We start from the raw sequence: 22,714 nt of genomic DNA, 5'->3' as shown, positions 1-22,714 counted from the left end.
GACGCGTGCCGATCAGGCGCGGCGGGAAACCTGCATCGGCAGGCCGCCCTGCGGCTGCGTGGTCAGCTTCTGCACCGGCCATGGCCGGGTTTGCGACGTTACGTCGAAGCGGAAGCGCGACAACAGGATAACCAAAGCAATGATCGCCTCCTGCATGGCGAAGCTGGCGCCGATGCAGACGCGCGGCCCGGCGCCGAAAGGCAGATACTGGAAGCGGTCGATCCGTTCGCGGTTCTCCGGATGGAAGCGCTCCGGCATGAAGGCGTCCGGCCTGTCCCATAGCTTGCGATGGCGATGCACCACCCAGGGCATCACCAGCACGGCGGCGTATCTCGGTATATAAAGGCCGTTCCAGGTCTCCGGCTCGATCGGCTCGCGATTGATCGAGGGCGCCGGCGGATAAAGCCTCAGCGCTTCCTCGAAGGCGGCGCGCGTGAGCGGCATGGCGTCCAGCCATCTTGTCGGATCGGGCTCGCGCGCCAGCACCGCATCGATCTCCTGCTCGACCTTGTCGCGCTCCCAGGGCGCTTCGGCGAGACAGTAGATCGTCCAGCCGAGCGCGCGCGCCGTGGTCTCGTGCCCGGCGCCGATGAAGGTGATGATGTTGTCCTCGACTTCGGCGCGGGTCAGGCCATCCGGCCCTTCGGCTTTCAGGAGTAGCGTCAGGAAATCCTGCGGCACGCCGTCGGGATCGCGCTTCAGCCGCTGCTCGCGCATTTTCACCGTGTTGGCAACGATGTTGCGGAAATAGGCCATGGTCTTGCGGCCGCGGATGCGGGTCAGCCGCGGCAGCCATTCCGGGGCGCGCAACAGGTCGAGCGGATCGACCCGGCCCATGGTCTCGAACAGGCGGTCGATCTCCTTGGCGAAGCTGCCGGGCTCGCCGGCGATCTCGCCGGAAAACAGCGTCTCGGCCAGGATATCATAGGTGAGCATCGTCATGTCGCGGGCGACGTCGGTCGTACCGCCGGCCTCGTAGCGGGTGGCGAATTCCAGCGTGCGCTTCAGCATCGGCTCGGCGAAACCGAAGATGTGGCGCGGCGTGAACACCGGCGCCATCGCCTTGCGCGAGCGCTTCCACACCTCGCCCTCGGCGGTGAGCAAGCCGTCGCGCAGGATCGGGCGCAGGATCAGCTGGCGCACCGTCGCCATCTTGTAGTTCCTGGCGTTGTCGACCAGCACGTGGCGGATGAGGCCGGGATCGTTGGCGATGACCAGCGGCCCGCCGATACCGGTCACCGAGATCCAGGGCTCGTTGTAGGTATGCTCGCCCCACAGCTCGAGCGGGTTGCGGTAGACGATGCGCATCATCTCCAGCGTCGAGGGCGGCTGGGTGCGCGGCTTCGGCGCAGGCGGCACGAAGGGGGCGGGCTTTGTGTCCATCGGATGCTCCGCTACGACGGCAAATGTAATGCGCGGCAAAGCGGGCGTCCATGTGACCGAACGGAAAGCCCATGGAGAGACCGCCTCGCCTGAATGTGAACGGCGCCCTTCGATGGCTGCTTGTTGACGGTGACCGGTTCCTTTAGTCGCCAACGGATACCGTCAATCGAGGAGCCACCCGTGAAGCACCAGTTGAGCATCATCATCGGCAGCACGCGACCGGGACGGGCCGGACCGATCTTCGCCGAGTGGCTGGAGGGGTTCGCGCGCGAGCACGGCAAGTTCGAGCCGGCGCTCGCCGACATTGCCGCCTTCAAGCTGCCGCTGCTCGACGAGCCGCATCATCCGCGCCTGCGCAAATACGAGAACGACCACACCAAGGCCTGGTCGACGGCGATCGACGCCGCCGACGCCTTCGTCTTCGTGGCGCCGGAATACAATTACTTCGCCGCTCCGGCGATTGTTAACGCCGTCGACTATCTACTCAAGGAGTGGCGCTACAAGCCCGCCGCCATCTTCAGCTATGGCGGGGTGTCCGGCGGCCTGCGCGCGGCACAGGCGCTGAAGCCGCTGCTGACCTCCGTCGGCGTCATGCCGATCCCGGAAGGCGTGGCGCTGCCTTCCTACAGGACCTTGCTCGACAAGGAGGGCGCGTATCATCCGAGCGAGCAGGTGCTGGGCGGCGCCAAGGCCATGCTGGACGAGTTGTTCCGCTGGAGCGAGGCGCTGAAGGCGCTGCGCGCCGGCCTCCGGGCGGAATAGCAGACGCCCCGATGTGACTGTTGCAAGGCCGCGCTCGGGCGCGGCTTTCACGCCGGCATAGCCCGCTGCCCGCACCGCGCTTCCCGGTGTATCGCGCCCGGCCTGCCAACGGCCGCTCGCCAAGCCGGCAAAACGCCTGCAAACCTTGGAAAAACGGCCATTTGCGCCTATATCTAGGACATCAAAACGGCGCGATTCGGGACCATTTTTCCGCGCCGGATCAGCGACATCAATCAGACAGGTATTTATGAGCGATCAGACCGAAAGCGCCATTGGCGCGGAAGCCGAGTATGGCGCCGATTCTATCAAGGTTTTGAAGGGGTTGGATGCCGTCCGCAAGCGGCCGGGCATGTATATCGGCGACACCGACGACGGCTCGGGCCTGCATCACATGGTCTATGAGGTGGTGGACAACGCCATCGACGAGGCGCTGGCCGGGCATGCCGACCTCGTCTCGGTGACGCTCAACCCCGACGGCTCGGTGACCGTCATCGACAATGGCCGCGGGATTCCGACCGATATCCATCCCAGCGAGGGCGTCTCGGCGGCCGAAGTGATCATGACCCAGCTGCATGCCGGCGGCAAATTCGACCAGAACTCCTACAAGGTTTCGGGCGGCCTGCACGGCGTCGGCGTCTCGGTGGTCAACGCTCTTTCGGCATGGCTCAAGCTCAAGATCCGTCGCAACGGCGAAATCTTCGAGATGAGCTTCACGCACGGCAATGCCGACGCTCCGCTGAAGGTGACCGGCACCTACGAGCAGGACAAGCGACCGGGGACCTATGAAGGCCGCAGCGGCAGCGAGATCACCTTCTTCCCGTCGGCCGAAACCTTCACCATGGTCGAATTCGACTACAACACGCTCGAGCACCGGCTGCGCGAGCTCGCCTTCCTCAATTCCGGCGTGCGCATCGTGCTGACCGACGCGCGCCATGCCGACCTCGTGCGCCACGAATTGCATTATGACGGCGGCCTAGAGGAATTCGTGAAATATCTCGACCGGGTGAAGAAGCCGCTGATCGAGAAGCCGATCGCCATTCGCGCCGAGCGCGACGGCATCACCGTCGAGGTGGCGATGTGGTGGAACGACAGCTACCACGAGAATGTGCTGGCCTTCACCAACAACATCCCGCAGCGCGACGGCGGCACGCATTTGGCCGGATTCCGCGCCGCGCTGACCAGGCAGATCACCGGCTATGGCGAGTCCTCCGGCCAGACCAAGAAGGAAAAGGTTTCGCTGACCGGCGACGACTGCCGCGAAGGCCTGACGGCCGTTCTGTCGGTCAAGGTTCCGGATCCGAAATTCTCCTCGCAGACCAAGGACAAGCTGGTCTCCTCGGAAGTCCGGCCGGTGGTGGAAAGCCTGGTCAACGAGGCGCTGGGCACCTGGCTGGAAGAGCATCCAACCGAAGGCAAGGTGGTGGTGGAGAAGGTGATCCAGGCGGCCGCCGCGCGCGAAGCCGCGCGCAAGGCGCGCGACATAACCCGCAAGAGCACGCTCGGCGTCACCTCGCTGCCCGGCAAGCTTGCCGACTGCCAAGAGCGCGATCCCGCGAAATCGGAAATCTTCATCGTCGAGGGCGATTCGGCCGGCGGCTCGGCCAAGGGCGGGCGCTCGCGCCAGAACCAGGCGATCCTGCCGCTGCGGGGCAAGATCCTGAATGTCGAGCGGGCGCGCTTCGACCGCATGCTCAGCTCCGACATGATCGGCACGCTGATCACGGCGCTCGGCACCTCGATCGGCAAGGACGAGTTCAACGCCGACAAGCTGCGCTACCACAAGATCATCCTGATGACGGACGCCGACGTCGACGGCGCCCATATCCGCACGCTGCTGCTCACCTTCTTCTTCCGGCAGATGCCGGAGCTGATCGAGCGCGGCCATCTCTACATCGCCCAGCCGCCGCTCTACAAAGTGACGCGAGGCAAGAGCTCGCAATATCTCAAGGACGAAAGCGCCTATGAGGAATATCTGATCGAGTCCGGGCTGGAAGAGGCTTCACTGACGCTCGCCTCCGGCGAGGTGCGGACCGGACAGGACCTGCGCGGCGCGGTCGACGACGCGTTGGCGGTGCGGCACCTGATCAACGGGCTGCACACGCGCTACAACCGCAGTGTCGTCGAGCAGGCGGCGATCGCCGGCGCGCTCAACGCCGACGTGCTCGCCGATCTCGGCCGCGCCACCGCCATGGCCGAACACGTCGCCAGGCGGCTCGACATGATCGCCGAGGAGACCGAGCGCGGCTGGAGCGGACGGCTGTCGACCTCCAATGACGGGTCGGGCGGCTATGTCTTCGAACGCACCGTGCGCGGCGTCAAGGACGCGGTCCAGCTCGATGCCGGGCTGATCAATTCGGCCGATGCGCGCCAGCTGGACCGCTATGCAGCGCGTCTGGCGGAAGTCTATCGCGAGCAGCCGACGCTGCGCCGCAAGGAGACTTCCGAGCTCCTTTCCGGACCGCTGGCGCTGCTCAACGCGGTGTTCGCGGCGGGCCGCAAGGGACTGACCATGCAGCGCTACAAGGGTCTTGGCGAGATGAACGCCGAACAGCTCTGGGAAACCACGCTGGATCCGAATGTGCGCTCGCTGCTTCAGGTCAAGGTGGCCGACGCGACCGACGCCGACAGCTTGTTCTCACGGCTGATGGGCGACGAGGTGGAGCCGCGGCGCGAGTTCATCCAGGACAATGCGCTGTCGGTGGCCAATCTGGATATTTGAGGACCGTGCCAATCGGCCCTCTCAGCCTGCCGTCGGTCCGCCGTCCGTGGCGGATGGGGTGATCCGACCGGAACAGAAGGTCTCCTGAAACATTGTGACAGATCGATCACAACTTGTTTCAGGAGGTTTCGATGGGCCGCGGTATCTTGCTCTGGTTGCTCGGGGTTCCGATTCCGATCATCATTCTCATTATGCTTTTTGCCCGCTAGGAGGCTTCGATGCAGCCCACCCTATCGGCAACCGATGCTCCCGGTACGCTAGAATCCTCCGCCACCGCCGTCAGTTGGGGGCCGATCATCGCTGGCGCTTTCGCAGCCTCGGCTTTGACTCTCATCCTCACCTTGCTCGGCTCAGGACTCGGGCTGACGATGGTTTCGCCCTGGTCCGCGTCGAATCCTTCGGTCCCCACCTTCGCGGCTACCACCGGCGCCTGGTTGATCGTCGTGCAATGGCTGTCGGCGGGCCTAGGCGGTTATCTTGCCGGGCGGTTGCGGACCAAATGGGTTGGCGTCCACACTGACGAGGTCTATTTCCGCGACACCACCCACGGCTTCCTTGCCTGGGCGCTGGCCACGTTGCTTGTCGCCGGTGTTCTCGGCTCGGTCCTGTCGGCTGCAGTGGGGACGGGCGTGCAGGCGGCATCCACTGTCGCGTCGGGCGCCGCGATGGGTGCCTCGGCAGGCGCGTCGGCAAACGCAAACGGCGCCTCGGTTGACAATGCGACATCCTATTTCGTCGACACGCTGTTCCGTCCGGCGGATGCGAGCAAGCTTGCAGCCGCCAATCCGCAAAACGACGCGGCGACCACGGCGCAAGCGTCTCGCATCCTGGTCGCAAGTGCCGCCGCCGGTGAGGTGTCGGCCGACGACAAGACCTACCTGGCGCAGCTTGTGACTGCCCGCACAGGCCTTCCGGAAGCTGACGCAAAGGCCCGTGTCGATGCGGTGCTTGCAAAGGTGGAGGAGGCTAAGACCAAGGCCAAGCAGGCGGCAGACACGGCCAGGAAGGCAACGGCCTCATTTGCCCTGATCGGCGCCTTGGCATTGGTCATCGGCGCATTCATCGCCAGCGCTGCCGCAGCTCTCGGCGGCAAGCAGCGCGACGAAGACGAGGCGCTTTTCCTGTCCAAAGGCTAGACTGAACCATCCGGTAATTGAAAGACAAAGTCCGGCTCACGGCCGGGCTTTTCGGTCTTTGAGATGGCGAGCCGGATCAGTGATCAAAAGCCTTGACGATCTCCTCGGTCATCTTCTTGGCGTCGCCGAGCAGCATCATGGTGCCGTCCTTATAGAACAGCGTGTTGTCGATGCCGGCATAGCCCGAACCCAGCGAGCGCTTGACGAAGAGACAGGTGCGGGCCTTGTCGACGTCGAGGATCGGCATGCCGTAGATCGGGCTGCTCTTGTCATCTCGCGCGGACGGGTTGGTGACGTCGTTGGCGCCGATGACATAGGCGACATCGGCCTGCGCGAATTCGGAGTTGATATCCTCCAACTCGAACACCTCGTCATAGGGCACATTGGCCTCGGCGAGCAGCACGTTCATGTGACCGGGCATGCGGCCGGCGACCGGATGGATGGCGTATTTTACCTCGACGCCGTTGGCCTTGAGCTTGTCGGCCATCTCGCGCAGCGCGTGCTGGGCCTGGGCCACCGCCATGCCATAGCCCGGCACGATGATGACCTTCTGCGCGTTCATCATCAGATAGGCGGCGTCGTCGGCCGAGCCCTGCTTGACGGTGCGCTCGATCCCGTCGTCGGCAGCCGCAGCCGTCTCGCCGCCGAAGCCGCCGAGGATGACGGAGATGAAGGAGCGGTTCATGCCCTTGCACATGATGTAGGACAGGATCGCACCGGAAGAGCCGACCAGCGCACCGGTGATGATCAGCGCTAGATTGCCGAGCGTGAAGCCGAGCGCCGCCGCCGCCCAACCGGAATAGGAATTCAGCATCGACACCACGACCGGCATGTCGGCGCCGCCGATCGGGATGATCAGAAGCACGCCGAGCACCAGCGAGGCGGCGACGATCAGCCAGAAGATGAGCTTGGATTCGGTGGTGACGAGCAGCACGATCAGCACCACGAGGGCTACGCCAAGCGCGATGTTGATCAGGTGGCGGCCGCCGATCATGATCGGCTTGCCGGACATGCGGCCGTCGAGCTTGAGGAAGGCGATGACCGAGCCAGTGAAGGTGATGGCGCCGATGGCGACGCCGAGGCTCATCTCGATGAGCGCCTGGGCATGGATGTCGCCGGCCGTGCCGATGCCAAAGCTTTCCGGCGCGTAGATGGCGGCCGCCGCCACCATGACGGCAGCGAAACCGACGAGCGAGTGGAAGGCGGCGACCAGCTGCGGCATCGAGGTCATGGCGATGCGGCGCGCCACATAGGCGCCGACGCCGCCGCCGATGGCAAGCCCCAGCACGATCAGGCCGAAGCGGCCGGCCGAGGGCAGCGCCAGTGCCAGCGTGGTGGCGATGGCAATGCCCATGCCGATCATGCCGTAGAGATTGCCCTGTCGGCTGGTGGTCGGATGCGACAGGCCGCGCAGCGCCAGGATGAACAGGATGCCGGAGACCAGGTAGAGGAAGGAAGCGAGATTGACGGTCACGTCACTTTTCCTTCTTCTTGTACATGGCGAGCATGCGCTGAGTGACGAGGAAGCCGCCGAAGATGTTGACCGACACCAGCACCAGGGCGATGAAGCCGAAGCCCGCGGCAAGGCCGGAGGCCGCGATGCCGACGGCGAGCAGCGCGCCGACGACGATGACCGAGGAGATGGCGTTGGTGACGGCCATCAGCGGCGTGTGCAGCGCCGGCGTCACCGACCAAACGACATAATAGCCGACGAAGATCGCCAGCACGAAGATGGCGAAGCGGAAGACAAAGGGATCGATGGCGCCGCCCGAGAGCGCGTGCGCCGCGTTGCCGGCAGCCTCGGCGCCGGCGGGCGCATTGGCGAGATCCTGCACCGCGAGGCGTACGGCAGCCGTCGCCTGATCGAGCTGGTCGAGGGCTTTCTGCAGCTGTTCCATCACGCGGTCCCTTCTGGCTTAGGCGAGGGTGACTTGGCTGCGGCCCTCTTCCTGGGCACCGGTTTCTTGTCGGCGGTATCCGCGACCAGGACGGTGGCCGGGATCGCAGCCGGCTCGGTGCGCGGCGTCTCGGCGGCCTTGGCGAAACTGGGGTGCACGATTTGGCCGGCATCGGTCAGCATCGTCGCCTTGACCAACTCGTCATCGCGCTTGATGGCAAGGCCCTTCGTGGCCTTGTCGACCATCGTCTCGAGGAAGGCGTAGAGGTTCTTGGCGTAGAGCAGCGAAGCGGATGCCGCGACACGACCGGGCACATTGAGATGGCCGACGATCTTGACGCCGTTTTCCGTCGTCACGACCCTGCCGGGCACCGCGCCTTCGACATTGCCGCCGCGCTCGACGGCGAGGTCGACGATCACCGAACCCGGCTTCATCGAAGCGACCATGGCGGCCGACACCAGCTTCGGCGCCGGACGTCCGGGGATCAGCGCCGTGGTGATGACGATATCCTGCTTGGCGATGTGCTCTGCGGTCAGTGCCGCTTGCTTGGCCTGATATTCCTTCGACATTTCCTTGGCGTAGCCGCCGGCCGTCTCCGCCGCCTTGAACTCCTCGTCCTCGACCGCCAGGAACTTTGCGCCGAGCGACTGCACCTGCTCCTTCACCGCCGGACGGACGTCGGTGGCGGTGACGACGGCGCCGAGACGGCGCGCGGTGGCGATCGCCTGCAGACCGGCGACGCCGACGCCCATGATGAAGGTTTTTGCTGCCGGCACCGTGCCCGCCGCCGTCATCATCATCGGCAGCGCGCGGTCATATTCGGCCGCCGCATCGACCACCGCCTGGTAGCCGGCAAGATTGGCCTGCGAGGAGAGCACGTCCATCACCTGCGCGCGAGTGATGCGCGGCATGAACTCCATCGAGAAGGCGGTGATGCCGGCCTTGGCCATCGCGGCAAGCGCCGGATCGTTGCCGTAAGGATCCATGATGGCGATGACGGCCGCGCCCGATTTGTAGCCCTTGAGCTCGGCATCGGTCGGCCGGCGCACCTTCAGCACCACATCGGCGTTCTTGGCGTCCCCGGCAGTTCCAATCGTGCCGCCGGCGGTGGCAAATTCCTGATCGGTGATGCGCGAGCCCAGGCCGGCGCCCTTCTCGACGATCACCTCGAAGCCCAGGCCCGCCAGCCTTTTCACCGTCTCGGGCGAGGCCGCGACCCGCGGCTCGTTCGCGTCAAGCTCACGAGGGATGAATACCGTCTGCCCCACCGCATGATCCTTTCGGCTGGAACCTTGCTGCGCAAGGCGTCGGCCGGGACCTCCGGCGAAACGTCGAACGCAATGGCTTGGAAAGTCTACCGCAGAATGAAATAGCCGACGGCCATGATCACGATGAACAGGATGGTCGCCGAGAAGAAGCCGCCCGCGAAGAAGCCGAAGGCCATGGCCAGCAGAATGGCAGCGCAGACGAGCGAGCCGTATTTGGCGAGCGTGAGAAATGCGTTGTAGGTGCGATCATGCTCGGCATAGTCCATCTGCGCGCCCAGTTCGACAGGACCGGTCGGCGTGTGATCAGCCATAGGAATACCCCTTCGAAAATGCCTTCGAGGCACATAGCGAAAAGCCCGAGCAAGAGCAATGGCGCTATTGCCGCACGGCCGGCGACAACAGCCTCAAACGAAAGTTGAAATGGGCGGAAGCTAAAATTGCGATGGGAGGCCCTCGCCGTGGCGAGGGGCGTCGTAGGCCTTTAAAGCGCGTCGCGCTGAATCGGATTCAGGCGAGACGCTTCAAAGCTCTTTTTGATGGGTGCCGTTGCCCAGAACCGCTGCACGGTTCCGGGCGAGATGCATTAGGCGGCGAGGTGCGGAAACAGGCCGAGCAGGCCGACCACGATCAGATAGAGCGCGACGATGTAATTGAGCAGGCGCGGCATCACCAGGATCAATATGCCGGCGATCAGCGAGATCAGGGGCGTGAGCGCAAGCGAGTGGATGGTCATAATAATCGTACTCCTTCCCGTGAAAAACCCGATTTGAGCCGGCGACAAGCCTGGGGGGCAAGAATGCGGCGCCGCCGATGATCAGTGACGCCGGTACTCGTAACGCGGGAGCGGCGGGGAAGGTTCACGAGGCACGGAAGGACGCCCGTTCAGGCGGCATCGCGATAGTATTTGGCCGTCGGTACGATCGACAGCGGGGTGAGCCGGTTGATGGCCGGATTGGCGAACATCATCCGCTGCTCCACCGGCGTCGACTTGAAGAAAGGGAAGCGGTCGAGCGTCTGGCGCAAGTTTTCACCACAGGGGATCTCGAACAAGGCGATCGGCGCAAGGACACCCGGAAACACCTTGCCTTCTGTCCGCTGCACGGCATGGAAGATGCGGGCGTAGTAAGCGGAATGTTCGACCTTGACCGGCGTCAGCACGGCCGTCTGGCCAAAATAGCTGGAAGCCACCATGCCGAGCCTCAGCGTCAGGAAAGGCAGGACTCCGGGCGCGGGCGCGCTATCCGCGTCGGTTGCGAACCGGGTTCCGTCTATGAAGGTTTCTCCGCGGGCAAGCCGCTCGGCCAAGATTTCCGGATAGGCGTCGACAGAGGGCGAATAGGGGTGCTCGCGGGAAATGTAATGGAGCCGCAGCGTGCTGACCAAGTGGCCATCGAAATAGACGCCGAACCGGTAGGAATTCGGCAGGTTGTCCCAGCGATCCTCGAACATCCCGCTGGCGATCGGGCCGCACATGCCTGAGCGCAGGTAGGACTGATAGCGAAGACGGTAGATCGCCTCCAGATCCTCGCCCCCCGTGATCAGACGATAATCGACATGCTCCAGCAATTGCATGATCGAACGATTCAGCGCCGAGCCAGCATTTGCGCCGGCGCCAGCCTGCGCATCGTTTCTTGCAGCATCCATTCTCAAGTCCTCGTATCCGCCTGTAAACAGGCTATTCGAGTCAAAATGAGACACAAGCCGAAAATTCGATACTGCTGGTTTACCTTCCGTTAACCTTAACAATGCGCCGGAAAGGGTTGCATGGAAAAGTCGACCGGGCGCCCGGACCTTGGCTCGCATCCGATATCAAAGAGTACACAGCTGCCAGAACTGATAGGACTGGGCCGCCGCAGCTGACAGCAATATAGGACATCTGGCCAAAATACTCGGCTGTATTGAATTGCTTAGAGAAAACAATTGCGAGCTTTTGAATCTGAAAAACTCGGGTGAAAACCTTCCGATTTGGCGAAAATGGCTGCGTAGCCAAAGCAACGCGCATTCTCAATCCTGCTTGATGAAATTCCCTATCTGGCCGACCGTCTGGGGGCGAGGCGCAGGTCCGCGGCGAACGGCCAGGTGACGTTCGACATCGTCTCGATGCCGGACGCGCTGAGCGCGGCGCCGAACAGGAAGCCTTGCACGAGGTCCGGCTTGACCGAACGCACCAATATCTTCAGCTGCTCGAAAGTCTCCACCCCTTCGATCGTGACGACCAGGCCCAGCGTCCGGGTCAAGCCGACGATACCCTTCAGAAGATCGAGCGACTGGGGGCTCTGGGTCACGTCGATGAGGAAGGAGCGGTCAATCTTGATCTTGTCGAGCGGCAGCTTGTGCAGGTAGCTGAGGCTGGAATAGCCGGTGCCGAAGTCGTCGAGCGCGATGCGGACGCCCAGCGCTTTCAGCTCTTCGATCAGCTCGCGGGTCAGCGATTTGTCGTCGAGCAGGGCAGTCTCCGTCACCTCGATCTCGAGCCGGTGCGGCGCAAGGCCCGACGCCGCCAGGGCATCACGCACCTTCTGCACGACGTCGCGGTTGCGGAAGTCCTTGGCCGACAGGTTGATCGAAACGCTGGTCTGGGCCGGCCATTTGGCGCATTCGGCGCAGGCCGCCTGCAGCACGAAAGAGCTGATCTCGGAGATGATGCCCATCTCCTCGGCCAGCGGAATGAAGACGCCCGGCGAAATCGGGCCGAGATCGGGATGATCCCAGCGGCAGAGCGCCTCGCAGCTGGCGATGCGCATGGTGCTCATCGACACGATCGGCTGGTAGACGACGCGCAACTCCTTGGCTTGCACGGCGGTGCGCAGATCGGCCTTCATCAGCTGGCGATTGCGGAAGGCGGCGTCCATCGATGCCTCGAACAGCCGCCAGCTGTTCTTGCCGAGCTCCTTGGCTTTGTAGAGCGCGAGGTCCGCCTTGACGATCATGCCGTCAACGTCGGTGTCCTTGACCACGGACAACACCGCGCCGCCGCTGGTCTGGATGCGCAGGCCGTGACCGGCGACGTCGACTTCGCCCTGCAGGCCGGCGAAGATCTCGTCGAGCAGGCTGCTGAGATGGCTCTCATCCTCGATGCGGTCGAAATAGATCATGAATTCGTCGCCGCCGAAGCGGCTGACATTGATGCCCGGCCCGGCGACCGCTGCCAGCCGCTCGGCTACGGCGTAGATCAAACCGTCGCCGACCGGGTGGCCGAGCGTGTCGTTGACGCTCTTGAAATCATCAAGGTCGAGCACCGCCAGGCCGCAGAGCCGGTCGCGGTCGCCGGACGCCATGGCCTCGCCGACCAGCTCGTGAAAATAGGCACGGTTCGGCAGGCCGGTGAGGTTGTCGTAGCGCGCCATGAAACGGATCTTTTCCTCCGCCTCGACACGGGCCGTGACGTCCTCGAAGGTGATGACGCCGAGTTCCTGGCTGCCTTCGCGCGCGGAGAACTCGTAGTGCTGGCCATTGGCGAGCGACACGAGCACCTTGCGGTCCCGGCCCTCGCGCAAGGCGCGCGTCAGCTGCGCCTCGATGTAGCGGCAATCCTTCGGTGCCAGCATGCCGCCGGCGACGCCGCGCATCAGAAGGCCGTGGATCGAGCGCCCGAGCAGCGCGTCGGCCGATTTCAGCGACATCAGATGGGCGGCCTCGGCATTGGCGACGGCGACGCGCCCGTCGGGGCCGAGCATGACCAGGCCGTGCGACATCGTGTTGAGCGCGCGGTCGAACCTGCGCGTCAGGTTTCTCGCCTGCTTGTGGCCGATGACCGCCGAGAACAGCACGTTGCGGACATGATCGGCGCCGGTGATGGTGATGAACGTCATCGGGATGATCATCAGGCCGAGGACGACGGAGGGCGCATCCATGCGCAGCAGGAGCGCGAGAGCCGCCGGACCGATGAAGGTCACGGAAAAGATCCGCACCATACGCGGCGACCCATAGTTGCGGGCGACAACGGTGACCAGGGTCGCCAGCGTCAGCGACATTGCCGCCAGCTCGGCGAACGGTTCGGGATATATGTAGATCGACACGAAACACAGCGCGCCCAATCCGAGACCCTGAAGGCAGCCCTTCAGGATGTAGCTGCGCTCCAACCGCTGCGCGTGTTCGACATCGGCAATCGCGCCGCCTGTCCTCAGGAAGCCGCGAATGCCGAAGTAACGGATAAGGCTGACGGAAAGCAGGGCAAAAGAAAACGCCAGGAACAGGGGATTGTGGGTGCGCAGATAGATCATGAATCCGAGGATCCAGTAGCACGCGCCACCGATCAACAACATGTGCGCGTTGTCGAACAACGACCGCACAAATTGGATATAAACATCCGCGGGGATGCTTTCGGTCTTTGTTTTGCCCATAGGGTCGGCCCAACGCTAAGCCTTGTCATGACACAACCGCCTTAAGAAAGGCTTAGAACAGAACCGTCTTGAGCAGCGGCTTCGGTCTGCCCGCCAAGGGCGCAAAGGACCTAACGCATGTCACCCACAAGTGCGCAGCGGTTTTTGGGAGAACGACCTGCATCGAACAAAGGCCTAAAGCGCCTCGCCTGGATCCATTTCGACGCGAGGCACTTTAGGCCGACCGACGAAAACTTCGGGATTGGTCTGGCGCAATCACTCGGCAGCGCTGAGAACGGGCACCGGAGCGGCCTCGGTCAGCCGCTGCAGCAGCCTGGAGCGCTCTTCGGACGCCTTGGCGGCGCTGGCCTGCCGGACATGGCCATAGCCGCGGATGAGCGCCGGAACGGAGGCCAGAGCGGCGGCGGCCTCGACCTTGCCCGGCGCAAGCGCTGCGGCGATCAGATCGAGATCGGCCTCGTATTGCGCAAGCAGTTGCCGCTCGGCGCGCCGTTCGGCGGTATGGCCGAACAGGTCGAACGCGGTGCCGCGCAGGCCTCTCATGACAGCAAGCAGGCGAAATGCCTTCATCATCCACGGGCCGAAACTCGATTTCCTCGGCTTGCCGTCATTGCCGCGCCGCCCGAGGATCGGCGGCGCGAGGTGAAATTCCAGCTTTTCGTAGCTTTGGAACTGCCTTGCGAGATCGGCGGCGAAGCTGTCGTCGGTGTAAAGCCGGGCCACCTCGTACTCGTCCTTGATCGCCATCAGCTTGAAGAGGTTTTTCGCGGCCGCCTCGGTGACGGCCGTTGAGCCGGGAACCGCTCTCGCCTCGGCTGCGCGCAGCGCCGCGATCCTGTTGGAATAGCGCTTGCCATAGGCGGCGTTCTGGTAGGCGGTGAGGAAAGCCACCCGCCGGGCGACAATGTCGTCGAGCGTTTCGGGTGCCGACGCCGGCTTGCCGGTACGACCGACCAGGCCGCGCACGAAATCCGGCTGGTGCGCGGCGCGACGGCCCCAGCGGAAGGCGGCGATGTTCATCACCACCGCTTCGCCGTTCAATTCTATCGCTTTTTCAACGGCTTCGGCCGAGAGCGGCAGCCCGCCATGCTGGAAGGCGAAGCCGAGCATGAACATGTTGGCGCCGAGCGAATTGCCGAACAGCGCGGTCGCCGTGCGGGTGGCATCGAAGAAGTGGGCCTTGTCGTCGCCGGCGGCGGCACGGATCGCCTTCTTCAGCCGCTCGACCGGCAGCGAAAAATCGGCGGAACGGGTGAATTCGCCGGGCATGATCTCGGCGGTGTTGGCGAGGAACATGGTATGGCCCTCTCGCACCGCGGCGAGCACCTTTTTGGCGCCGGAGACGACGAGGTCGCAGCCAAGCACAAGATCGGCCTTGCCAGCGGAAACGCGGATGGCGTGGATGTCCTCGGGCGTCGGGGCGATGCGGACATGGGTGAAGACCGAGCCGCCCTTCTGGGCAAGGCCCGCCATGTCGATCATGCCGCAGCCCTTGCCCTCGATATGGGCAGCCATGCCCAGCACCGCGCCGATGGTGACGACGCCGGTGCCGCCGACGCCGTCGATGATCGCCGCCCAGCCCTGAGATCCGAGTGGAAATTCGCCGGGTGACGGCACGCCTTCGAGCGGATCGCTCTTGCCGGCAATCCCCTCGGCCTTCCTGATCTTGCCGCCATGCACCGTCACGAAAGAGGGGCAGAAGCCGTTGAGGCAGGAAAAATCCTTGTTGCAGCTCGACTGGTCGATCCGGCGCTTGCGGCCGAATTCGGTCTCGACCGGCTGGATCGAGACGCAGTTCGACTGCACGCCGCAATCGCCGCAGCCTTCGCAGACCAGTTCGTTGATGAAGACGCGCTTGTCGGGATCGGGGAAGGTGCCGCGCTTGCGGCGCCGGCGCTTTTCCGCGGCGCAGGTCTGGTCATAGAGAAGCACCGACACGCCCTTGACCTCGCGCAGCTCGCGCTGGACGAGGTCGAGGTCGTCGCGGTGATGGATCGTGGCGCCGGGCGGGAAATCGGCCTTGCCGGCATATTTAGCCGGCTCGTCGGTGACGACGGCGATGCGCTCGACGCCCTCGGCGCGCACCTGTCTGGCGATCATATCGACGGTGAGGCCACCTTCGTGCGGCTGGCCGCCGGTCATGGCGACTGCGTCATTGTAGAGGATCTTGTAGGTGATGTTGGCGCCTGAGGAGAGCGCAAAGCGGATCGCCAGCGCGCCGGAGTGGTTGTAGGTGCCGTCGCCGAGATTCTGGAAGATATGGCCGCGCTTGGAGAACGGCGCCTGGCCGACCCATTGCGCGCCCTCGCCGCCCATGGCGGTGAAGCCAACCGTGTTCCGGTCCATCCACAGCGCCATGAAGTGGCAGCCGATGCCGGCGGCGGCAAGCGAGCCCTCCGGCACCTTGGTCGAGGAATTGTGCGGGCAGCCCGAACAGAAAAACGGCGTGCGCGAACCGATGTCGACGGTATCGGCGAGCATCGCCTGGAACTGGCGCAGCTTCGCCACGCGCGCCGCGATCTCCTCCAAGGGGCCGATGGTGCGCAAGATACGCTCGCCGAGCGCGATCGCGATCTCGTTCGGGTCGAGCGCGCCCTTGGCCGGAAACAGCCAGTCCCCGCGCTCGTCCTTCTTGCCGACGATGGCAGGCTGAATAGCGGAACCGTAGAGGTTCTCGCGCAACTGGACCTCGATCAACGAGCGCTTCTCCTCGACGACGACGATGGTGTCGAGGCCGCGGGCGAAGTCGGCGATATGCTGATAATCGAGCGGCCAGGGGCAGCCGACCTTGAACAGGCGGATGCCTATGCGATTGGCCGCATTTTCGTCGATGCCGATATCCTCCAGCGCCTGGCGGACGTCGAGATAGCTCTTGCCTATAGTGATGATGCCGAGCTTCGGGTTGCTGCCGCCCGAATAGACGGTCCGATTGAGCCCGTTGGCTTGGATGAAGGCGGAAGCGGCGGCGCGCTTGTGCTCTTGCAGGCGCTCCTCCTGGCCGAGCATGTCGATCTCGTGGCGGATGTTGAGGCCGCCCGGCGGCATGTCGAAATCAGGAATGACGATGTTCAGCCGCTCGATCGAGGCGTCGACCGAAGCGGTCGATTCGATATTGTCCTTGACGCATTTGATCGCCGCCCAGGTGCCGGCGAAACGCGACATGGCGAAGCCTAAGAGACCGTAGTCGATGATCTCCTGGACGCCGGCGGGGTTGAGGATCGGCACCATGGTGTCGACGAACAGGAATTCGGTGGCATGTGCGTTCGTCGAGGATTCGGCCATGTGGTCGTCGCCCATCAGGGCGAGAACGCCGCCATTTCTCGACGAGCCGGCGAGATTGGCGTGGCGGAAAACGTCGCCGGAGCGGTCGACGCCCGGCCCCTTGCCGTACCAGACGGCAAAGACGCCGTCATGGGTGCCTTCGCCGAGCAGCTCGGTCTGCTGCGAGCCCCAGCAGGCGGTGGCGGCGAGCTCTTCGTTGAGGCCCGGCTGAAAGACGATGTCGGCCTGCGCAAGCTGCCGCTTCGCCTTCCACAGCTGCATGTCGAGACCGCCCAGCGGCGAGCCGCGATAGCCGGAGACGAAGCCTGCGGTGTTGAGGCCGGCGCGGCGGTCGCGCTCGCGCTGCATCAAAAGCATGCGCACGACGGCTTGCGCCCCGGACAGGAAAACGCGCTCCTTGCCAAGGTCGAACTTGTCGTCGAGCGCGACGTCATGCAGCGTCATCAGGCATGTCCTCTGCGGAGGCGCGCCGTGGATCGGCGGCCAACGTCGGAGTGAGAGGCCGCAGTCTTTCTTCCCTTGCGGGACAGGTCAAACGAAATCGCAGCGACCAGAGCGCACGCAACAAACGGTCCCGCTGGAAGCGGTCGCCGCATTCAATCGCACGCTAAACGCTTTGCAGCGCACGAAAATTTCGACCGGTCAACGGGCCTCAAGCCGCCTTCGAGCAATCCGGCTTGGGCGCATCCGGCAGCTTGCCGTCGGGATGGCCGGCAAGGTCCGGGTTGAGCTCGTATTTCGGCCCGATCACCAGCGGCCGGTCCGGCAGCATGGTCTGGTCCGCCGAGGAGGTCATCGTCGTCTCGAGGCTTTGAAGCAACGTGCCGCTCGAATCTTCGATGCGGATCGTCACGGAATAGGGCTTGTCCTTGACCACGCAGGTGAGCGGCGGGCTGGTCAAGGTGATATGCGGGAGCTTCGGCCAGATCTTCTGGTTGACGATGAGTGGGTCGCCGCCGGCCGGATTCTGGAAATTCACCACCGCAATCTGTCCCTCGCCCATCGGCCGCAGCGGTCTCAGCGTGATGACATAGGTGGCGATGCCAAGCCGGTAGTTGAACTCGAACAGCTTGCCGGAAATGGCGAAGAGCTGCTCCTTGCCGGTGTCGCGGCAGGCGCCGAGCGCCGTCGCGGCGATCAGGGCCGCGCCGAGAGCGATCGAACGGAATTTTCTAAGCATTGGTGGCCTCCCTGGCCGCCGTGCGGCGGCGATAATAGCGGTTCGCTTTCTGGCGGTTGCCGCAGACGGCCATGTCGCACCAGAGGCGGCTTGAGTTGCGGCTGCGGTCCAGAAAGAGCCAGCTGCAGTTCGGACAGATCCTGAGCCTGGCAACGGTGTCGTCGCGCAGCAGCGAAAGCGCCGAGACGGCCAAAGCCGCCTCGAAAGCGATCGGCGTCGCCGGATCGCCAAAGGGCCTGCCCGGCGCGCCGATCTCGGTGCTGCTGCCGGAGAGGCCGTTGGCGCAGGCGGTCAGGAAATCCGGCAGATGGCCGGCGGCGATCGCGCCTTTCGCTACGGCATGGCGGAACAGGCGGTCCGTCGCCTCGCGGATCGACAGCACGACCGCGGCAATGCCGCCCGGTTCAGGCGCCTCCAGCCGCCGGCCGCCAAGCTCGGCGGCGCGAAAGCCGCTCGCCGCCTCGGCGAAGCGGGCGATCTCGGCCGGATCAGCGAAACGGTCGAAGGTCTTTTCCGGATCGTTGCGCAGGACGACCGTGTTCGCCGTGTCGAGCGCGAGGATGCCGCCGGTGAAGCGGTGCGGGGTCCAGGATACCGTCATGCCGGAAATCTAACCGATAAAACGTATTTGACAAGTTAGATTTCGGATGCAACGCTCGAAACGGGGGCCAGTTCGCGCGGCCCTAGGGATGCTCCATGCTCTATTTCTATCAGCAGGTGCTGAACGGGCTGCATTCGGGCGCGCTCTATGCGCTGCTCGCCTTCGGCTACGTGCTGACCAACGGCATCCTGCACCGCACCAACCTTGCCTATGGCGCGCTGTTTGCCTTTTGCGGCCACACCATGATCCTGACCGCCGCCTTCGGCTATCAGGCGCTGTGGCTGACGCTGTTTGCCTCGGTCGCGCTAGGTATCGTTGCTGCCCTGCTCTATTCGGTGCTGATCAGCCAGGTGCTGTCGCGCAGCGTGTTCGAGAGGCTGGCGGACCGGTCGCCTAATGCGATCGTGGTGACGACGCTCGGCATCTTGCTGTTCCTGTCGGAAGCAAGCCGCATCGCCGCCGACACGCATGATCTCTGGCTGCCGCCGATGCTCGCCCAACCCGTCGTCTTCGCGCAGGGTGCCGGCTTCAAGGTGACGCTCACCGTTATCCAGCTCTTGGATTGCGCGGCGGTGATGGCGATGGTGGCAGTGGCCGCCTGGCTGTTTTCGCATTCGCGCTTCGGACGCGCCTGGCGGGCCGTGTCCGACGACCCGAAGGCGGCCGCGATGTGCGGCATCGACGTCACCGCGGTGTTCCGCCGCGCGGTGCTCTATGGCGGCTTCTGCGCGGCTTTTGCCGGCATGCTCGCCGGCATCTACTACGGCAACATCAGCTTCGGCACGGGCCTCGTCTACGGCCTCAAGATCCTGTTCGTGACGGCGGTCGGCGGCTACATGTCGCCGCTCAAGGCTGCTCTCGGTGCCGCGGCCTTCGGCATGGCCGAATCGCTGTGGGCCGGTTATTTCCCGCTCGAATGGCGCGACGGCTGGATATACCTCTTTCTCGTCGCCATGCTGGTGCTGATCGGCGCCGGCCGCGACCAGGCCAAGGTCGCCTGAAACCCATCAGACTTTGGTTGCATGACGCGCCGTGAGGTGACCGGTTTTTACCGTTGCTCGTCGCCTGGGTTGCCGGCACGTGCTTTGCCATGTTGACCATCCGGGCCACGCACTGCATACCGTTGGGCCAAGCGGCGCGACACCGGAGGGGGACTCGGGCGCGGCGCCAGCACTTTGAGTTAGGCATCGTGCTTTCCGAAATCGAACGCGATTCTCGGGGCCGGTGCGCGAGGGAGGAAATGCATGGCAGGGCTGCTCGCTCTATCCACGACGATCGACCGCATCAACGAGTTCATCGGCCGCTGGGTCTCGTGGCTGATCCTGCTTGCGATCCTGGTGAGCGCCGGCAACGCGGTCATCCGCAAGGTGTTCGACATCTCCTCCAACGCCTGGCTCGAACTGCAGTGGTATCTGTTCGGCGCCGCCTTCATGCTGGCCGCCGCCTATACGCTGAAACAGAACGACCATATCCGCATCGACATCGTCTACGGCATGTTCCCCCGCCGCGTGCAGCACTGGATCGACCTCCTCGGCCATCTCCTCTTCCTGATGCCGTTCGTGGTGCTGATGGTGATCTACTTCGTGCCTTACGTGTCGCTGTCCTTCCGCAGCGGCGAGATGTCGACCAATGCCGGCGGGCTGATCGTCTGGCCGGCCAAGGCCATCCTGCTCGTCGGCTTCTTCCTGCTGGCCATCCAGGGCGTCGCCGAGATCATCAAGAAGATCGCCATCATGCGCGGCGATATGGAGGATCCCACTCCCTATGTGTCGGCCCACGACCAGGCCAAACTCGAGGCCGAAACGCTCGCCGAAGAAGCCAAGGCGCTGTCCGGCGAGGTGCGCTCATGATCGAGTTCATCGCGCAGAACATGGCGCCGATCATGTTCGCCTCGCTGATCATCTTCCTGTTGATCGGCTACCCCGTCGCCTTCTCGCTCGCTGCGAACGGCCTGTTGTTCTTCTTCATCGGCGTGCTCTTGTCGCCCTATTCCGGCGGCTCGATCAACCTCGCCTGGCCGCTGCTGCATGCGCTGCCGGATAATTTCTACGGCACCAGGGTGATGTCGAACGACACGCTGCTGGCCATTCCATTCTTCACTTTCATGGGGATCGTGCTGGAGCGATCCGGCATGGCCGAGGACCTGCTCGACACGGTCGGGCAGCTGTTCGGCCCGATCCGCGGCGGGCTTGCCTATGCGGTGATCTTCGTCGGCGCACTGCTTGCCGCTACGACCGGCGTGGTGGCGGCCTCCGTCATCGCCATGGGGCTGATCTCGCTGCCGATCATGCTGCGCTACGGCTACGACCGGCGCCTCGCCTCGGGCGTGATCGCGGCTTCCGGCACACTGGCCCAGATCATCCCCCCCTCGCTGGTGCTGATTGTGCTGGCCGACCAGCTTGGACGCTCGGTGGGCGACATGTATGCGGGCGCACTGATCCCCGGCCTCGTTCTGACCGGCATCTACATGCTCTACATCCTGATCATGTCGATCGTCCGGCCGAACTCGATGCCGGCATTGCCGCTCGAGGCCCGCACGCTCGGCCACGGCGTGATTTCGCTGATCGTGGCGCTGATGGTGACCGGCGCGATTTCCTATGCGGCCTATCGTTACCTCGCGCCGACGCATGGCGACAATGCGGACATCCTTGGCGCCACCGTCGGCGTGATCGCCATCTACATCGTGGCGATCGCCGACCAGCGCCTCCACATCAACGTGATGTCCAAGCTGGCACAGCAGGTGGTGATCGTGCTGATCCCGCCGCTGGCGCTGATCTTCCTGGTGCTGGGCACCATCTTCCTCGGCATCGCCACCCCGACCGAGGGCGGTGCCATGGGCGCCGTCGGCGCGCTGATCATGGCGGGCTTCAAGGGGCGGCTGACGATGGATGTCATCAAGCAGGCGCTGGCCTCGACGACGCGGCTCTCCGCCTTCGTGCTGTTCATCCTGATCGGCGCGCGCGTCTTCTCGCTCACCTTCTACGGCGTCAACGGCCACATCTGGGTCGAGCATCTCTTGACCTCACTGCCGGGCGGCGAGACCGGCTTCCTGATCGGCGTCAACGTGCTGGTTTTCGTGCTCGCCTTCTTCCTCGACTTCTTCGAGCTCGCCTTCATCATCGTGCCGCTGCTGGCGCCCGCCGCCGACAAGCTCGGCATCGACCTGATCTGGTTCGGCGTGCTGCTTGGCGTGAACATGCAGACCAGCTTCATGCATCCGCCGTTCGGCTTCGCGCTGTTCTACCTGCGTTCGGTCGCGGCGCGCGTGCCCTATCTCGACCGCATCACCGGCAAGCAGATCGCGCCGGTCACCACCGGCCAGATCTATTGGGGCGCGGTGCCGTTCGTCTGTATCCAGGTGATCATGATCGGGCTTACCATCGCCTTCCCGCAAATGGTGATGCGCTACAAGGGCACCGCCGTCGAGCCGAGCACGATCGACCTCAAGCTGCCGGACATGCCGGGACTTGCGCCGCTCGGCACGCCGGCCGACAATGGCGCGGCGCCCGCCGGTGGCGGCTCGGCGCCCGCCGCGCCTGGCACCCCGGACTTGTCACAGCCGCCGAATTTCGGCGATACGGCCCCCGCCAAGCCGGCGGCGCCGGCGCCCGATCTTTCCAAGCCGCCGAGTTTCAACTGAGGTGACCAAGTCATGAGAGCCGTACGGCTGGAAGCAATCGGCGGCATCGCCCTTCGTGAGGTCGACAAACCTGCGCCGGGGCCTGAGGATGTTCTGGTGCGGATCGAAGCCTGCGGCGTCTGCGGCACGGACCGCCACCTGTTCCATGGCGAATTCCCGTGCACGCCGCCGGTCACGCTCGGCCACGAATTCTGCGGCATCGTCGAGGCGGTCGGCGACGCGGTGTCCGGCATCGCCGTCGGCGATCGGGTCACGGGCGACCCCAACATCGCCTGCGGGCGCTGCAGCCAGTGCCGGGCCGGCCGCGTCAATTTGTGCAGCAATCTCAGGGCTATCGGCATCCACCGGGACGGCGGTTTCGCCGATTGTGTCGTGATGCCGCAAGGCCAGGCCTTCCTCCTGCCCGGCAACCTCAAGCCGACGCATGGCGCCTTCTGCGAGCCGCTGGCCTGCTGCCTGCATGGCATCGACCTAGCCGGAATCAGGCCCGGCGGCTCGGTGG

The 22,714-nt window shown here is 64.4% G+C and carries 18 protein-coding genes; 7 read left to right on the top strand and 11 right to left on the bottom strand.

Features of this window, described 5'->3' with window-relative positions:
• Positions 1-12 precede the first annotated feature (12 nt).
• Entirely contained in the window at positions 13-1,383 is a 1,371-nt protein-coding gene (locus EOA32_RS06400; RefSeq protein ID WP_095782249.1) for a cytochrome P450, read from the bottom strand.
• A 180-nt stretch (positions 1,384-1,563) separates the two neighbouring features.
• Here EOA32_RS06400 and EOA32_RS06395 point away from each other — a divergent pair, with 180 nt between their 5' ends.
• From EOA32_RS06395 to EOA32_RS06385, 3 genes are all read left to right on the top strand, one after another.
• On the top strand, positions 1,564-2,145 hold the full coding sequence (locus tag EOA32_RS06395; protein WP_095777000.1) for an NADPH-dependent FMN reductase: 582 nt from the start codon (positions 1,564-1,566) through the stop codon (positions 2,143-2,145).
• A gap of 247 nt (positions 2,146-2,392) precedes the next feature.
• Positions 2,393-4,864, top strand: a complete 2,472-nt coding sequence (gyrB, locus tag EOA32_RS06390; RefSeq protein ID WP_128371216.1) for a DNA topoisomerase (ATP-hydrolyzing) subunit B — start codon at positions 2,393-2,395, stop codon at positions 4,862-4,864.
• A gap of 218 nt (positions 4,865-5,082) precedes the next feature.
• Positions 5,083-6,000 (top strand): hypothetical protein, encoded by a 918-nt coding sequence (locus EOA32_RS06385; RefSeq protein WP_128371215.1) that lies wholly within the window; start codon positions 5,083-5,085, stop codon positions 5,998-6,000.
• A 76-nt stretch (positions 6,001-6,076) separates the two neighbouring features.
• Here EOA32_RS06385 and EOA32_RS06380 read toward each other — a convergent pair whose 3' ends face one another.
• The 10 genes from EOA32_RS06380 to EOA32_RS06335 all read right to left on the bottom strand — a co-directional run bounded on the left by EOA32_RS06380 (position 6,077) and on the right by EOA32_RS06335 (position 18,572).
• Positions 6,077-7,474 (bottom strand): NAD(P)(+) transhydrogenase (Re/Si-specific) subunit beta, encoded by a 1,398-nt coding sequence (locus EOA32_RS06380; protein WP_067324170.1) that lies wholly within the window; start codon positions 7,472-7,474, stop codon positions 6,077-6,079.
• A 1-nt stretch (position 7,475) separates the two neighbouring features.
• A complete protein-coding gene (locus tag EOA32_RS06375) occupies positions 7,476-7,898 on the bottom strand; it encodes a proton-translocating transhydrogenase family protein (RefSeq protein ID WP_067003367.1) in 423 nt (140 codons plus the stop codon).
• Positions 7,898-9,166: a Re/Si-specific NAD(P)(+) transhydrogenase subunit alpha gene (locus EOA32_RS06370; RefSeq protein WP_128371214.1), complete on the bottom strand. Its 1,269-nt coding sequence runs from the start codon at positions 9,164-9,166 to the stop codon at positions 7,898-7,900. Before EOA32_RS06370 ends, EOA32_RS06375 begins: the two co-directional genes overlap by 1 nt.
• 86 nt (positions 9,167-9,252) lie before the next feature.
• Positions 9,253-9,477 carry an aa3-type cytochrome c oxidase subunit IV gene (locus EOA32_RS06365; protein ID WP_067003362.1) on the bottom strand — a complete coding sequence of 75 codons (225 nt, stop codon included), beginning with the start codon at positions 9,475-9,477 and terminating at the stop codon, positions 9,253-9,255.
• A gap of 272 nt (positions 9,478-9,749) precedes the next feature.
• Entirely contained in the window at positions 9,750-9,899 is a 150-nt protein-coding gene (locus EOA32_RS06360) for a DUF3096 domain-containing protein (protein WP_067003359.1), read from the bottom strand.
• A gap of 149 nt (positions 9,900-10,048) precedes the next feature.
• Positions 10,049-10,810: an acyl-homoserine-lactone synthase gene (locus EOA32_RS06355; RefSeq protein WP_095776995.1), complete on the bottom strand. Its 762-nt coding sequence runs from the start codon at positions 10,808-10,810 to the stop codon at positions 10,049-10,051.
• 383 nt (positions 10,811-11,193) lie between these two features.
• A complete protein-coding gene (locus EOA32_RS06350) occupies positions 11,194-13,509 on the bottom strand; it encodes an EAL domain-containing protein (RefSeq protein ID WP_128371213.1) in 2,316 nt (771 codons plus the stop codon).
• A 255-nt stretch (positions 13,510-13,764) separates the two neighbouring features.
• On the bottom strand, positions 13,765-17,268 hold the full coding sequence (locus EOA32_RS06345) for an indolepyruvate ferredoxin oxidoreductase family protein (protein ID WP_281013232.1): 3,504 nt from the start codon (positions 17,266-17,268) through the stop codon (positions 13,765-13,767).
• A gap of 175 nt (positions 17,269-17,443) precedes the next feature.
• Positions 17,444-17,971: a hypothetical protein gene (locus tag EOA32_RS06340; protein ID WP_067324162.1), complete on the bottom strand. Its 528-nt coding sequence runs from the start codon at positions 17,969-17,971 to the stop codon at positions 17,444-17,446.
• Complete coding sequence (locus EOA32_RS06335; RefSeq protein WP_067003350.1) at positions 17,964-18,572, bottom strand: CGNR zinc finger domain-containing protein; 609 nt, start codon at positions 18,570-18,572, stop codon at positions 17,964-17,966. Before EOA32_RS06335 ends, EOA32_RS06340 begins: the two co-directional genes overlap by 8 nt.
• Positions 18,573-18,667: 95 nt before the next feature.
• On the opposite strand from EOA32_RS06335, the gene EOA32_RS06330 reads away from it, so the two are divergent.
• From EOA32_RS06330 to EOA32_RS06315, 4 genes are all read left to right on the top strand, one after another.
• A complete protein-coding gene (locus EOA32_RS06330; RefSeq protein WP_095776991.1) occupies positions 18,668-19,573 on the top strand; it encodes a branched-chain amino acid ABC transporter permease in 906 nt (301 codons plus the stop codon).
• 243 nt (positions 19,574-19,816) lie between these two features.
• A complete protein-coding gene (locus EOA32_RS06325; protein ID WP_128371211.1) occupies positions 19,817-20,422 on the top strand; it encodes a TRAP transporter small permease subunit in 606 nt (201 codons plus the stop codon).
• A complete protein-coding gene (locus EOA32_RS06320) occupies positions 20,419-22,212 on the top strand; it encodes a TRAP transporter large permease subunit (protein ID WP_189406945.1) in 1,794 nt (597 codons plus the stop codon). Before EOA32_RS06325 ends, EOA32_RS06320 begins: the two co-directional genes overlap by 4 nt.
• Positions 22,213-22,224: 12 nt before the next feature.
• The coding region (locus EOA32_RS06315) for an alcohol dehydrogenase catalytic domain-containing protein (RefSeq protein WP_148669997.1) at positions 22,225-22,714 on the top strand (490 nt) is incomplete at its 3' end.

This window comes from Mesorhizobium sp. M1A.F.Ca.ET.072.01.1.1, assembly GCF_004023325.1.
Taxonomy (GTDB): Bacteria; Pseudomonadota; Alphaproteobacteria; order Rhizobiales; family Rhizobiaceae; genus Mesorhizobium.
This window is presented reverse-complemented; position numbering and strand designations above follow the sequence as displayed.